Genomic DNA, 14,392 nt, shown 5'->3' with positions numbered 1-14,392 from the left:
GGCATCTTGTGAGGTTAGCTCATAGTGAGGTAACCTCAGTATGTTTGGTTTCTGATCGGAAGGGGCTGTATGTCACAGATTTCTGGAATGCCGGGTGGGGGAGGTGGCGGCGGGCGTGCGATGCGGTCGTTGCTGAAGGACTCTTCTGTTCGGCACCACAAGCTCTCCGCGGGCACTTTGCGCCGGATCGCCGGGTTTGCCAGGCCGTACCGCGGCTATCTGGCCGTCTTTCTTGTTCTCGTTGCTTTCGACGCCGGCACCGGCGCCGTCACCCCCTTGCTCTTCCGAGCGATCATCGACCGCGGGATCGTCCCGGGCGATGCCCAGGTCGTGGTGTGGCTGGCCCTCGTCGTCGCACTGCTTGCGATCGCCAACAGCGCGATCACCTTGGGTGAACGCTGGTTCTCGGCCCGGATCGGTGAAGGGCTCGTCTACGACCTGCGTACCGCCGTGTTCGACCACGTGCAGCAGCTGCCGGTCGCGTTCTTCAGCCGGACGCAGACCGGTGCGCTGATCCAGCGCCTGAACGGCGACGTTCTCGGTGCCCAGCAGGCGTTCACCTCGACCCTGTCCAATGTCGTCAGCAACCTGCTCAGCGTCGCCCTCGTACTCGCCGCGATGTTCGTGATGTCCTGGCAGATCACCCTGCTCGCGCTGGTCGTGCTGCCACTGTTCGTCATCCCCGCCCGGCTGCTGGCCGGGAAGTTGCGCGAGGCAACCGCAGAGACCTACAAGCTGAACGCGACGATGGCGCAGACGATGACCGAGCGGTTCAATGTGGCCGGAGCCGTCCTGGCCAAGGTGTTCGGCCGGACCGAGGACTCGTCCCGGGACTTCGCCGGCAAGGCCGCCCGGGTCCGCGACATCGGCGTCACCACCGCGATGTACGCGAGCATCTTCCGAGTCTCCCTGACCCTGGTCGCCGCTCTGGCGGTCGCTCTGGTGTACGGCGTCGGCGGCGTGTTCGCGGTCGCGGGAACCCTCGGGATCGGTACGGTCGTCGCCCTGACGGCGTACCTGAACCGTCTGTACGGCCCGCTCACCGCACTGTCCAACATCCAGGTCGACGTGATGACGACGCTGGTCAGCTTCGAGCGCGTGCTCGAGGTACTCGACCTCCCGCCGATGGTTGCCGATCGCAAGGACGCGAAGGAACTGCCGGCCAGCGCCGAGCCGTCGATCGAGTTCGACCACGTGTCCTTCCACTACCCGTCCGCCAAGGACGTGTCGCTCGCCTCGCTCGAGTCGGTCGCGACCCTGTCGGCCGAGACCGGCGAGGAGGTCCTGAAGGACGTCAGCTTCACCGTCGAGCCCGGGCAGATGGTCGCCGTCGTCGGCCCGTCCGGCGCCGGCAAGACGACACTCTCGTCGCTGGTCTCGCGGATGTACGACGTGACCGGTGGTGCCGTACTCGTCGGCGGCCACGACGTCCGCGAGGTCACTCAGCGCTCGCTGCGCGCGGTGATCGGCGTGGTCACCCAGGACTCGCACATGTACCACGACACGATCCGCGCCAACCTGCTGCTCGCCCGCCCGGAAGCGACCGACGCGGAACTGCACGAGGCACTCAAAGCCGCGCAGATCTCCACTCTGGTCGACAGTCTGCCTGACGGTCTCGAGACCGTCGTTGGTGATCGCGGCTACCGGTTGTCCGGTGGTGAGCGCCAGCGGCTCGCGATCGCGCGGCTACTGCTCAAGTCGCCGTCGCTCGTCATTCTCGACGAGGCGACCGCCCACCTGGACTCCGAGTCCGAGGCCGCGGTCCAGGCCGCTTTGGCCAATGCGCTCGTCGGTCGTACGTCGCTGGTGATCGCGCACCGCCTTTCCACGGTCCGCAACGCCGACGTCATCCTCGTCCTGGACGACGGCCGCATCCGCGAACGCGGCACCCACGACGAACTCCTCGCCAACGGCGGCCTGTACGCCGACCTCTACGCAACCCAGTTCGAGAAAGCCGCCTAAGCCGGCGAGCGGAGGCGGCGGCGGGTGCTGGGGGCGCTCGCCGGGCTGGCCAGGCCGAGGGCGCCGAGGAACTGCTCCAAGGTGAACGCCGCCATGCCCAGCGACACCGGGTTGCCGGGGACGTGGGAGGCCTCGACGGTGAGGCCCGGGAGGGAGCCGGGCAGGACATGCACGGGCAACTCCTCGCGGACCGCGGGGATCAGCCACTCGGACAACGCCACGGTGGTCCAGCCGGTGAGGGTGATGTGCGGAAGGTTCAGCAGGTTCACCAGGTCGCCGAGCGAGGCCGCGAGGTAGTGCGACGTACGCCGGGCGAGCTCGATCAGCGCCGGGTCGTCCTCGGCCAGACCATCCGCGACCGCGTCGACGAACCCGCGCTGCAAAGGCTGCCGCAGCGCTGGATGATCCGGGTCGATCTCGGCCAGCGTGGTCTGCAGGCCGTGCACACCGAGGTAGGCCTCGACGCAGCCGAGCCGCCCACACCGGCACGGCCGCCCGTCGAGCTGGAGCAGCGTGTGCCCCCACTCGCCCGCGTTGTTGGCCGCACCGCGCAGCAGCGACCCGTCGATCGCGATCCCGGCGCCGACCCCGGTGCCGAGGTTGACCACGGCCATGCTCTTCGTCACCCGGCCGACACCGAACCACATCTCCGACAGCGCAACGGCCTTCAGCGGGTTGTCGACGTACACCGGCATGCCGAGGCGTTCCTCGAGCAGGGCCTCGATCTTGACGTCGTGCCAGTCCCAGTTCGGCGCGAACACCGACACGCCGGCGTCCGGGCGGACCTGGCCGGGCATGCTGACGCCGGCGCCGATGATCCGCTTGCGGTCGGTGCCGCTGGCCGCGACCGCCGCGTCGATCGCGGCGACGATGCCGTCCACGACGTACGCCTGGCCGTTCTGGTGCTCGTCGAGCGCGACCTCGCTCTGGCCGAGCGGGCCGAGGGTGACGTCGTACACGGTCGCGTCGACGTAGGTCTCGGCCACGTCGATGCCGAGGATGCGGCCACGGTCGGGGTCGATGGTGAGTCGCTCGTACGGGCGGCCGACGGTGTTCTGCTCGACGGTCGCGATCCGCAGCACGCCCTCGGCCAGGAACTGGGTCACGAGCGTGGCGACGGTCGCCGTGCTCAGGCCGGTGTGCTTGGCGATCTCCTGCCGGGTCGACGGCCCGAGCGTGAAGAGTGCGTGCAGGACCTCGAACCGGCTCTCGTTGCGCAGGTCACGGGATGTCTGCCGCGGCACTCTGTCCCCCTTCTAAGTCGACTCCAGCCGTAGCGTACGTAGCTCAGGCGTGGCCGGACCCTCGACGCCCCGCACCAGCAGCGTCAGCCCGGACCAGCCCGGCGGAATCCACAGTACGTCGGGATCGCCGCCGGAAAAGGCCGGTCGGTCACCGAGCCACACCCTCCCCACACACTCTCCGGACGCCCAGCCCGTGACGCGCAACTGGGTCCCCTCCGGCCGGAGTACAAGACCATTCTCCAACGTTGGAAGCTCCACGTCGAGCCAGGCCTCCTCGCCCGGTTCCAGCGTCAACGGAAGCCCGATCGCCGAGCCCGGAGCGTCGTGGCCGGCGAAGGCCGTCAGCAGCTCGTCGTCCTGTACGGCGCACGCCCAGTCGACCACCGGATTCAGCGAGAGCAGCTCGGCGCGGAGACCGCCACCGCTCGGGTGATGGGGGACCGTCACGGAGATCTGCTTGGTGCCCGCGGGCAACAGCGCCCATGGGTTCTCGGCGTGCACGGTGAGCGGTTCCCCGTCGTCCACGGTTACCGTGACCGGCTCGCGGACGCCGTTCAACTGCAGAGCCGTCGGGGTGTCTGTGTCGATACGGCGCGTGTACGTGGTCGGCGTACCGACGCGGGTGCTGCTCCAGCCGGTGAGGGTGCGCAGCGGCGCCGGGTCGCCGGCCCAGTGGCCGTCGACCGTCCACAGCGCGGAGATGTCCCGGGACTCGACGATCGTCCACACCGTGCCGAGACCGCGGAGCGCGCCGAGACGGAGCGCAGGCAGCCGGGAGTCGTCGAAGTTCGCGTGACCCCAGATCTCCACGGTCGCCTGGATCTCGCCACTGAGACCACGAGTGTCGATGCGATGGGTCGCACCGAATCCGGCCAGCGTCTGAACACGGCCGCCGATCGACAGGTCCACGATGTCCGTCGCACCCACGAGCAGCAGTTCGTCAGTCAGTTCCGTGGTGGTCGTGTAGACACCACGGCCGCGGAAGACGCCGAGGGACTCCAAGGCCGGCGGAAGCTCATGCGTACCGGCCGGCTTCGAGGGAGCCGCCGAGGTACGGCGGAGAACCGCCCCATGCTCCACACCGGAGGTCTCCGGCTGCGTGACGCCGGGCCTAGGCTCGACGGTGACCGCGACGTCTTCGACCACCAACGACGATCCGACCGCGATCTCCACCGAGGTGTTGCCGATGACAACGGTCACCGGGACGGCCGAACAGAACACCAGACCGTCATCGGAGAGCTCCACCAGATCCGCCGACGCCAGCGACAGTGTCGTGTCCCGAAGCGGCAGATCCACCAGCATCAGCGGACACGAGTCCGCGCCGACCGCCACCGACACCCCGTTGACGACAGCTCGCCCGTCATCCGCGCCCAGGTTGGGTACGGCGACCAGCCGCCCACCACCGTCCAGCTCCAGCACCGAAGGAGACGAGCTGGTCGGGAAATCGGCGACCACCGCCACCGCCTCGCCGGGTGCCGCCACCGCCAACCGCGGTCCCAGCGCTCCGAGCACCCGGGCGAGCACCTGCGCCTCGGCGTACTCGGGCCGCTCCGCGCCCGTCGACGAGACGTACCCGGCGAAGTCGTAGCCGTGGCTCATGAAGTTGCCCGGCTGACCCCAGTTCCCACTCGACGGCGTGTAGCCGAAGTTCCATCCCGACGACTGCAGGTACGGCGCGAGCAATGACGCACCGCTCGCCAAGAGCCGGCGCAGGGTCCGGTGCCGCCGGTTGGTCTCGGTGATCAGCAGCGGCAACCCACGATCCGCGAGCAGCGCCGCGTACCGCCGTACTTCCTCTTCGACAAAAGGCGAATCGTCGTTCGGATAGAAGTTGCACGCCGGTACGACGCCCTCGACGTCGCCGGTCGCGCCGTACAGATCTCCTTGCCCGGCGCAAGCGATCAGCGGTACGCCGATGCCGTGCGCAACAGCCTGGTCGCGCAGAGCGGTCAGGTATCCGGGGCGGTCCGTGCAGTCGAAGAAGTCCAGCTCGTTCTCCAGCTGGACCATGATCACCGAACCGCCCGCGCCGTACTGTCTCGAGGCAAGCATCGGCAGGACTTGATCGAACCAGGCCGTCGCCGCGGCCAGGAAGCGCGGCTCGTTCTGCCGGACCCGCAACGACGGGTCCAAGCCGAGCCACGCCGGCAGCGCGCCGCCGTCCCACTCCGAGCAGATGTACGGCCCGGGCCGGGCGATGACGTGCAACCCGACCTCGGCCGCGAGGTCCAGGAACGCCGCCACGTCACGCCGGCCCTCGAACGACCACCGGCCGGGGGAGAGCTCGTGGAAGTTCCACGGCAGGTACACATCCACGCAGGTGTAGCCGGATGCGCGGACCTGTTCGAGCCGAGCGCGCCACTGCTCCCGGGGCAACCGGAAGTAGAACAGTGACGCGCACAGCACGACCGCCGGCTTGCCGTCGACGACGACGCCCTGGCTGTTCAAAGAAATCGAGCTCACTTGACTCCCGCACTCCCGCCGCTGATGTCCATCTCGTACAGATACCGCTGACCCAGGTAATAGACCAGGATCATCGGCAAGGTGAGCAAGATCGAGCCGACCATCACCAGGTTCCACGGCGGCGCCTGGAGGGCGGCCGACGTACTGGTGATGTACTGCACGCCGAGGGCGAGCGGCATCTTGGCCTCGTCGTTCAGGTAGATCAACGGACCCATGAAATCACCCCAGGTCGCGGTCAGGGTGAAGATGCCGATCGCGATCAGCACCGGTGCGAGCATCGGCAGCATGATCCGGCGGTAGATCCCGAAGAAGCCGAGCCCGTCCACCATCGCGGCCTCGTCGATCTCACTCGGCAGCCGGGACACGAACTGCCGGACGAGGAAGACGTTGAAGGCGTTGGAGAAGAAGTTCGGCACGATCAGCGGAAGGTAGGTGTTCACCCACCCGAGCTCCTTGAACAGGATGAACTGCGGGATCATCGTGATCTGCGCCGGGATCATCATGGTCGCGATCACGATGATGAACAGCGCGTTCTTGCCCGGTGCGCGCAGCCGTGCGAACGCGTACCCGACCAGTCCGCTGGACAGCACCTGCCCGATCACCGCGCCGGCCGAGATGATCACCGAGTTCAGCAGGAACCGCTGCATCGGCAGTTCGGTGCTGAACACCCGGGTGAAGTTGTCCCAGCCGAACTCCCGCGGAAAGATCGTGAAGGTGTTCGCGTTGACGGTCTGATCGCTCGACAGCGCGATCGACACCACGAACACCAGCGGTACGGAGAGCACCGCGGACACGATGATCAGCGTCGCGTAGCTGAACGGCGTCGCCCGGAACACCCCGATGATCCGGTCCTTGCTGGGGGTCCGCTCCGGTCCGGGCCCGGACTCCTGCTCCGGTGGTGCGACAGCGGAGATGACGGTGGTCATCACTTCACCTCGGTTTCGTAGAACACCCAGCGCCGGGCGGTGCGGAAGGCGAGCAGGGTGAACACCAGGATCACCGCGAAGAGCAGCCACGAGATCGCCGACGCGTAGCCCAGGTGGTAGAAGGAGAACGCCTCGTCGAACAGCAGCGGCACCATCATCTGGCTGGCGTTGTTCGGCCCGCCCTTGGTCAGGATGTAGACCTGCGAGAACACCTGGAACGCGCCGATCAGTCCCATCACCAGGTTGAAGAAGATGATCGGGGTCAGCTGCGGGACGGTGATGCTCCAGAACTGCCGGACCGGTCCGGCACCGTCCACCTCGGCCGCCTCGTACAGCTCCCGCGGGATGCCTTTCATTGCCGCGAGCAACAGTACGGTCGCGCCACCGGCACCCCAGACGGACAGCAGGATCAGCGCCGGCTTCACCCAGCCCGACTCCAGCAACCAGGACGGCCCGGGGATCCCGAACCAGCCCAGTACGTCGTTCAGCGGCCCGGACGGCGCGAGTACCATCTTGAAGATCATCGCGGTCGCCACCAGCGGGACCAGGGTCGGCAGGTAGATCAGCGTCCGGAACACCTTGCGGGCGCGAACCTGCTTGTTCAGCAGGTTCGCCAGCCACAGGCCGATCACGAGCCCGAGCGGGACCGAGATCGCGGCGTAGTAGAACGTGTTCCACAACGCCTTCCAGAACACCGGATCCTCGGTGAGCAGCCGGGTGTAGTTGTCCAGCCCGACCCACTTCGGCGCCGTGAACGAGTCCCAGTCGGTCAGCGAGATGTAGACCGACGCGAGCATCGGGCCGAGCAGGAAGACGACGAACCCGATGATCCACGGCGACGCGAACAGGTAGAACCAGAGCGCCTCACGGCGGCGCAGCCTCGACATCAGCCCGGCTTGACGATCGACTCGAGCCGCTTCTGGACCGCGGTCAGCGCCGTCCGGGCGTCCTGCTTGCCCAGCCAGAAGTCGGCCAGCCCGTCGTCGAACGCCTTCTGCATCTCGTTCCAGGCCGGGATGAACGGCGCCCGGTAGATGAAGTCGCTCGACTCGCCGAACACATCCATGTTCACCGGCTTGGTCATCCAGGCCGGCTTCAGGAACGCGTCGCTCTTCTGCACCTCCAGGCTGGCCGGCACGTCCTGGCCGGTTGCGATGATCTGCTGCTGGGCCTCGGGCGAGGTGAGGAAGTCGATCGCCTTGAACGCCGCCTCCGGGTTCTTCGCCGTCCGGGAGATGGCCAGGCCGCTGCCGAACGCGGTCACGGCCTGCTGCTTGCCCTTCCACAGCGGCGCGATGTCCCACTCGATCTTGGACTTGGTCAGGCCGCTGATCCCCCAGAAGCCGGTGGTGTTGACCGCGACCTTGCCGTTCGCGAAGGCCTGGTCCCCGCCGACGTCCGCGCCCATGTCGGCGTACTGCTTCTGGGTCGGTACGACGCCGTGCTTGAAGATCAGGTCCCCGGTCCACTGGAGCGCGTCGATCACCTCGTCACTGGCGACCGCGGGCTTGCCGCTGTCGTCGATGATCTTGCCGCCGTTCTGGTACACGAAGCTCCACCACTGCGCCCACCAGCCGCCGCCGGCGTAGCCCCACTGCTTGCCGGGGACGGTCAGCTCCTTGAACGCGCCGAGCGCGTCGTCCCAGGTCCAGTCCGCGCTCGGCGCCTTGATGCCCTTGGCATCGAACAGCGCCTTGTTGTAGAAGACGATCATGGCGCCGGACCGGTCCGGGATCGCGTAGACCTTGTCCTGGTAGGAGTAGAGCTTGCCGATCGCGCCGAACCGCTTCTCCAGGTCCAGTCCGGCCTTCGAGGCCAGGTCGTCCAGCGGCTGGATCTGGTTCTTGCTCGAGTAGACGTTGACGCTCTCCGCGACCTGCATGATGTCGGGGCCCTTGCCACCGGCAATCATCGTCTGGACCTTCTGGGCGTACCCGTCGTTCGGGATCAGCTGCAGCGTGATCTTCAGCTCCGGGTACTTCTTGACCAGCAGGTCGATCCGCTTCTGGTACGTCGTCTTGTCGTTCTCCCCGCCCCACACCGTCATCACCAGGTTGGCGGCGGTGGCGTTGTTCCCCGACGTCGAGCCCTTGTCGTTGTCCGATCCACAGGCCGTCAGCGTGATCACGCCGGCCGCCAGTCCCATGCCGAGAAAACCTCGCCGGGAGAACCCTGTTCCCATCGCACACCTCTTCCGCGCAGCCCCGCTCGATTAGAGTGGCGGTTAAACTAACCATTGGAATAATCTCTGACAAGACCTCGCCGCCCGGGTGTCCAAACCGTGACCCCGCACGCTGCTGGAAGATTGGCGGATGAGCTTCGTCATCGGGGTCGACATCGGCACCGCCAGTACCAAGGCCGTCCTGACCACGCCGGACGGGACGGTGCACGCGGTCGCGCGGCGCGATCACGCGCCCGACCTGCCCCGGCCCGGCTGGGCCGAGATGGACGCGGACCGCGACTGGTGGGGTGATGTCGTCCAGGTGCTGGCGGAGCTGACCTCAGCGCAGCCCGACGTCGCCGCGGTCTGTGTCTCCGGTCTCGGGCCGTGCGTGGTGCAGACCGATGCGGAGCTTCGGCCACGCCGGCCCGCGATCCTGTACGGCGTCGACACGCGAGCGACCCGGGAGATCACCGAGATCACCGAGCAACTCGGTGCGGACGCGATCCTCGAACGCTGTGGCAAGGACCTGTCCAGTCAGGCGATCGGTCCGAAGCTGGCGTGGTTGCGGCGTGCGGCGGGGGAGGCATGGCGTCCGCAGGACCGGTGGTTCAGCGCGCACACGTACGTCGTGGCCCGGTTGACCGGTGAATGGGTGCTGGATCACCACACCGCGAGCCAGTGCGATCCCTTCTACGACATCCACACGCAGGACTGGGCCAGGGACTGGGCGCACGCCGTACTGCCGGGCCTGGCGCTGCCGCGGTTGGTGTGGCCTTCCGAGCAGGTCGGGGTCGTGCACGGCGCGGCGGCTGCGGCGACGGGTCTGGCTGAGGGGACTCCGGTTGTTGCGGGCACGGTCGACGCGTGGGCGGAAGCCTTCAGCGTCGGCGTACGGCGTCCTGGCGATCTGATGCTGATGTACGGCTCCACGATGTTCTTCGTGCAGGTGCTGACTGCACCGACCAGTGTGCGTGGGCTCTGGACTACATCCGGCGTCGAGCCGTCATCCCACACGCTGGCCGCCGGCATGGCGACGTCCGGGACGATCACCACCTGGCTGCAGGACCTGACCGGCGGCGTGCCGTTCGAGACCCTGGTTTCGGAGGCCGCCGCTGTTCCCGCGGGCAGCGAGGGACTGGTGATGCTGCCGTACTTCAGTGGCGAACGGACGCCGATCTACGATCCGCTGGCGCGTGGCGTGATCGCGGGACTCACCCTGCGGCACGGACGTGGTCACTTGCTGCGAGCGGCGTACGAAGGAATCGCCTGTGGGGTGCGGCAGATTGTCGACAACTTCGAGGTGGCCGCCGGGCGGCCGGAACGCATCGTCGCGGTCGGCGGTGGTACGCAGGGCGGGTTGTGGACGCAGATCGTGAGCGATGTCTGCGGGGTCGAACAGCAGTTGCCCCGGCAGACGATCGGAGCGTCGTACGGCGATGCGCTGCTGGCGGCGATCGGGATCGGCTTGGTCTCGCCGGACACAGACTGGGCGAAGCCTGATCACGTGGTTCGGCCCGATCCGTCGACGGCTTCGACGTACGCTGAGCTCTTCCAGACCTACACGGAGCTGTATCCGGCGACTCGTGCGCAGATCCACCGGCTGGCACGCTCAGGTGAGATCGCGGATGTGTAGGACGCTGCCGTTGTCGAGGTCGCGGTCGAGCAGCGACCAGACCGTACGGGCGACGTCCTCCGGCTTGGCCAGCAGGCCCTTGGCGTCCATCTCGCGGAAGCGGTCGGACTCGGGGACCTGATCGTCGCTACACGCGCGCAACTCGGCCTGCATGTCGGTGTCGACCGCGCCAGGCGATACCGAAATCACCCGGCAGCCCCGATCTCGCCGGTTCTGTTCCAGGCCGGTCGTGCGGACCCACTGGTCGATCGCGGCCTTGCCGGCGCAGTAGCTGGACTCGCCTTCGTGCGGACGTCGGGCGGCACCCGACGACATCATGATCAGGTGCTGCTCGCAGTCCCGCCCGGACACCGCGCTCAGGAACGCGTGACCGAGGACCTGGGCCGCGGCCGAGTTGAGCAGCACGTTGCGCGTGTACTGCGCGGTGTCGACCCGGTCGGCCGGTCCCAGCGGGGTCAGCGTGCCGGCGTTGTGGACGAAGATCACCATGTCCGCGGGATATTCATCCATCCGCTGCCAGAAATCCTTCTCGACCACGGGCCACGAGGCCGGGTCCGCGAGATCGACCGCGACGTGGTGGGCCCCCGGCGTACCACCGCGGCGCGAGATGTCCACGACTTCCGCGTCGAACGGGATCGTCGCCGCCAGTGCGGCGCCTAGTCCGGCCGACGCACCAGAGATCCAGACCAGAATCCGTCCCAACCCGATCACCGCATCCACCTGCCCAAGGGCAGGCCAAAGTCGAGCATCACGCAGTTCCCCCCTGCAGCCCCAACGGTCCCCCCGCAGCAGCAGCAGCCTACGTCGCTATCGCGTCAGATCGAACCCCTGTCGGCGTTTCTGACTACCAGCGACGACGCCATTGCTATCAGCACCGGCGCGCACCGCAAGAACGCTCGCCTTGCCATCGAGCTCACAGCGAATTCTCAGCCAGACAAGGCGGATCGCGTGCGTGGACCAGACACTTGTGTCCGCGAGACCTTGGATCAGCAGCGACGCTCGAGCTGGTCGGCGTACGTGCGACACCGACACCTGGCGGTTGGAGCCGGCCGGCGGGACCTACTTCGTCAAGAGGTACTGGACCGAGACCGGTGGGCAGATCGTCCGGTGCTGATCGACTGGGACCGATCATCCGGGACCACGTGAGCAGGGTGACCGATCCACAGCCCGGACACAACTCGGGTCTGCGTTCGCGTCGACAGCGCCGCCCTCGAGGCCGGTCGGGTCGCCAACAGCTTCCTGCGCCAACTGTCGACCGAACTCGGTTAGAGGCGGAAGAGTGTGCCGTAGCCCGTTGGTCTGGCCGCGGTTTGGGCGGCGTGGAGGAGGCCCCACAGGAGGGAGGCGTTTGCTGTGAGGACGGGGCGTTGGAGGTCCTCCTCGAGCGCGGCGATCACGCCGACCGTGCGGAAGCCGTTCCCGCCGATGAAGACCGCTTCGGCGTTGTTCGGGGTGTTGGCGACGACCCAGCTGAACAGCTCGGCAGGGTTGATGCTGCGCTGACCGCTCGGCAGATTGCAGGACCCGTGGCGTACGACGTCCAGCCCCTGGGAGACGAAGTACTCGGCTCCGAGCCGGTCCAGCTCGGCATCGAACCAGGGTGGATCGACGAGTGCCATCCGCTGAACCTTCAGCGCCTGGAGCCCGGCGACCGCGGCGGCGCAGGTGGCGACGACGGGGATGCCGGCGCTCCGCTGCATCAGCCGCTCGACGACCTTGCGCTCGCCCTCGACACCGACCACGTATGACGAACTGGTGAACCCGATCCCGATGGCGGCGATCGGTGCGGCTGCGAGCAACGCCGTGGCCTCGTCGATGGCCGGTGTTTCGACAAACGCCCGTACGGGCGCCAGCGGGATCGTCGGGTCCATCGTCCCACCTGCTGCCATCGCCCCGAACGGGACGCGGGCCGCATGCACGCGAACACCTTCCGGAGCCATTGCCTGGAGCTCGGACTCGGGACCGACGTCACCGTGCGGGGTGAGTACACCGATCCGCGCTCGTACATCCCAGCCATCTGGTTGCCACATGCCCCCTCCCTTCCCCACTGCCGAGTGTGCGCTGGATATTCGTTCGACGGGAGGGTGTGGGGCATCGATAGCATCGCGGGATGGACTCGACCGGGTGGAACTGGAAGTGGGATCCAAGCCTGTACGCCGGGAGCGCCGAGCATTACGCGGTCGGGCGGATGGCGTACCCGGCGGCGTTGGCGGATGCGGTACGCGACGAACTCGGTCTGGACGGTCGCGGGCGGTTGCTCGACGTGGGGTGTGGTCCGGGGTCGCTCACGCTGTTGCTCGCGCCGCTGGTCGAGGAAGCGGTGGGGGTGGACGCGGACGGCGACATGCTCGCCACCGCCGTGGGGCGTGCGAACCAGGCCGGGCTGACGAACACGACCTGGCGACAGTTGCGGGCGGAGGAGTTGCCGGCCGATCTCGGGAGCTTCCGGGTGGTCACCTTCGCGCAGTCGTTCCACTGGATGGATCAGGCGCTCGTCGCCGATCGGATTCGCGGGATGCTGACGCCGGACGGCGCTTGGGTGCACGTCGGCGCCACCACGCATCGCGGTGTCGAAGGCACGGACGCTCTCCCGCATCCACGCCCGCCCTGGGACGACATCGACAAACTCGTCGCCCGGTATCTCGGTCCGGTCCGCCGCGCTGGTCAGGGCACGCTGCCGACCGGCACGCGCCCAGGTGAGGAGGAAGTCATGCGCTCCGCCGGCTACAGCGGCACGACCCGCATCGTCGTCGGCGGCAACGAAGTCGAGGAACGCACCGTCGGCGACGTCACCGCCTCCGTCTTCTCCCTCTCCAGTTCGACCCCACACCTCTTCGGCTCAGACCTTCCCGCCTTCGAAGCCGACCTCCGCACCCTCCTGACGGACGCCTCCGACGCAGGCCACTTCTCCGAACGCCGCCGCGAAATCGAAGCCGTCATCTGGCGCTGGAGCCCCTGACGGCCAGTAGTGTGAGCCGCTCGGTCTGTCACGTCGTGCTGGGGTGATGTGTGAGAAGTGGTGAGCTGATCGCCGGGCGTTACGAGCTGATCGAGCGGCTCGGACGCGGTGGGATGGGCGAAGTCTGGACCTGCCGGGACCGCGAGCTCCGCCGGGAGGTCGCCGTCAAGTTCCTCGCGCTGGACGACGCCGTACCATCCGATCTGCAGCAACGCTTCGAACGCGAGGCCGTCGCCGCCGCACAGCTCAACCATCCGAACGTCGTGGCCCTGCACGACCGCGGCGTCGACCAGGACTACCTGTTCCTGGTGATGGAACGCGTCGACGGTACGACGCTCGCCGCGCACGTCCGCGACTCCGGTCCGCTCCCGCCTGGCCGGGCGCTCGAGATCGCGCAGGAGATCTGCGCCGCGTTGGTCGCCGCACACAAGGCGAGCGTCATCCACTACGACGTCAAGCCGCTGAACGTGATGCTGACGACGGACGGCCGGGTGAAGGTGGTCGACTTCGGCATCGCCGGGTTCATCCAGACCACGTTCACGGTGGCCCGCTCGGCCGACCTGCCGACCGCCGGCACACCGGAGTACGGCGCTCCCGAGCAGTTCGGCACCGAGCGCGGGGACGAACGCTCCGACCTGTACGCGCTGGGCGGCGTGCTGTTCACGCTGCTCACCGGGCAACCGCCGTACACGGGTCCGAACGGGTTCGCCGTCGTACGCCGCAAACTCGCGGAAGACGCGCCGTCCGTTGCTGGGCTGCGACCTGACCTCCCACCCGCCCGCAGTATCCGGCGGTCCGCACGGACGGCAGCGTCCCGCTGTATGTCCTCGGCCCGCTGACCGAGCAACAACACGCCGACCTGGTCGCCGCTCTCGCCCGGCACGCTGGGCAGCACTGGCGTCCAGAGATCGGCTACCTCTACGGCTCGGTCTGACGCCTAATCGCGGGGGCCTAGACCCCTGCTGGGGGGCGTAGACAAGCAATAACCTGTTCAAGCCCACCGGTTCCTGTGCCGGGCCACGGAAGGTGCCGGAGTAGAGA

Annotated in this window: 11 protein-coding genes; 4 read left to right on the top strand and 7 right to left on the bottom strand. The window is 67.8% G+C overall.

The features are described 5' to 3' along the window. Positions 1 to 120: 120 nt before the first annotated feature. Entirely contained in the window at positions 121 to 1,962 is a 1,842-nt protein-coding gene (locus ACZ3HV_RS18650) for an ABC transporter ATP-binding protein (RefSeq protein ID WP_465685878.1), read from the top strand. Here ACZ3HV_RS18650 and ACZ3HV_RS18645 read toward each other — a convergent pair. From ACZ3HV_RS18645 to ACZ3HV_RS18625, 5 genes are read right to left on the bottom strand one after another with little or no spacing between them, the layout of a single operon-like run. After that, a complete protein-coding gene (locus ACZ3HV_RS18645) occupies positions 1,959 to 3,206 on the bottom strand; it encodes an ROK family protein (protein ID WP_465685876.1) in 1,248 nt (415 codons plus the stop codon). The two genes, ACZ3HV_RS18650 and ACZ3HV_RS18645, sit on opposite strands and share 4 nt — an antisense overlap. 12 nt (positions 3,207 to 3,218) lie before the next feature. After that, positions 3,219 to 5,669, bottom strand: a complete 2,451-nt coding sequence (locus tag ACZ3HV_RS18640; RefSeq protein WP_465685874.1) for a beta-galactosidase — start codon at positions 5,667 to 5,669, stop codon at positions 3,219 to 3,221. Next, positions 5,666 to 6,595 (bottom strand): carbohydrate ABC transporter permease, encoded by a 930-nt coding sequence (locus ACZ3HV_RS18635; RefSeq protein ID WP_465685872.1) that lies wholly within the window; start codon positions 6,593 to 6,595, stop codon positions 5,666 to 5,668. The genes ACZ3HV_RS18640 and ACZ3HV_RS18635 overlap by 4 nt, the downstream gene beginning before the upstream one ends. Beyond that, positions 6,595 to 7,482 carry a carbohydrate ABC transporter permease gene (locus tag ACZ3HV_RS18630; protein ID WP_465685870.1) on the bottom strand — a complete coding sequence of 296 codons (888 nt, stop codon included), beginning with the start codon at positions 7,480 to 7,482 and terminating at the stop codon, positions 6,595 to 6,597. The genes ACZ3HV_RS18635 and ACZ3HV_RS18630 overlap by 1 nt, the downstream gene beginning before the upstream one ends. After that, a complete protein-coding gene (locus tag ACZ3HV_RS18625; protein WP_465685868.1) occupies positions 7,482 to 8,741 on the bottom strand; it encodes an ABC transporter substrate-binding protein in 1,260 nt (419 codons plus the stop codon). Before ACZ3HV_RS18625 ends, ACZ3HV_RS18630 begins: the two co-directional genes overlap by 1 nt. Before the next feature lie 166 nt (positions 8,742 to 8,907). Here ACZ3HV_RS18625 and ACZ3HV_RS18620 point away from each other — a divergent pair, with 166 nt between their 5' ends. Continuing rightward, positions 8,908 to 10,392, top strand: a complete 1,485-nt coding sequence (locus ACZ3HV_RS18620; protein WP_465685866.1) for an FGGY-family carbohydrate kinase — start codon at positions 8,908 to 8,910, stop codon at positions 10,390 to 10,392. Here the strand turns inward: ACZ3HV_RS18620 and ACZ3HV_RS18615 are convergent. Both ACZ3HV_RS18615 and ACZ3HV_RS18610 read right to left on the bottom strand, forming a co-directional pair. Further along, positions 10,369 to 11,103 (bottom strand): SDR family NAD(P)-dependent oxidoreductase, encoded by a 735-nt coding sequence (locus tag ACZ3HV_RS18615; RefSeq protein WP_465685864.1) that lies wholly within the window; start codon positions 11,101 to 11,103, stop codon positions 10,369 to 10,371. The genes ACZ3HV_RS18620 and ACZ3HV_RS18615 overlap by 24 nt on opposite strands. A gap of 554 nt (positions 11,104 to 11,657) precedes the next feature. Beyond that, on the bottom strand, positions 11,658 to 12,422 hold the full coding sequence (locus ACZ3HV_RS18610; protein WP_465685862.1) for a maleate cis-trans isomerase family protein: 765 nt from the start codon (positions 12,420 to 12,422) through the stop codon (positions 11,658 to 11,660). An 80-nt stretch (positions 12,423 to 12,502) separates the two neighbouring features. On the opposite strand from ACZ3HV_RS18610, the gene ACZ3HV_RS18605 reads away from it, so the two are divergent. Next, positions 12,503 to 13,351: a class I SAM-dependent methyltransferase gene (locus tag ACZ3HV_RS18605; RefSeq protein ID WP_465685861.1), complete on the top strand. Its 849-nt coding sequence runs from the start codon at positions 12,503 to 12,505 to the stop codon at positions 13,349 to 13,351. Positions 13,352 to 13,401: 50 nt separating this feature from the next. Then, positions 13,402 to 14,190 (top strand): serine/threonine-protein kinase, encoded by a 789-nt coding sequence (locus ACZ3HV_RS18600; protein WP_465685859.1) that lies wholly within the window; start codon positions 13,402 to 13,404, stop codon positions 14,188 to 14,190. Positions 14,191 to 14,392: the final 202 nt, after the last annotated feature.

It is taken from the genome of Kribbella sp. NPDC020701 (genome assembly GCF_055562215.1).
The sequence above is the reverse complement of the archived record's forward strand: the minus strand, read 5'-3'. Positions and strand labels throughout refer to the sequence as shown.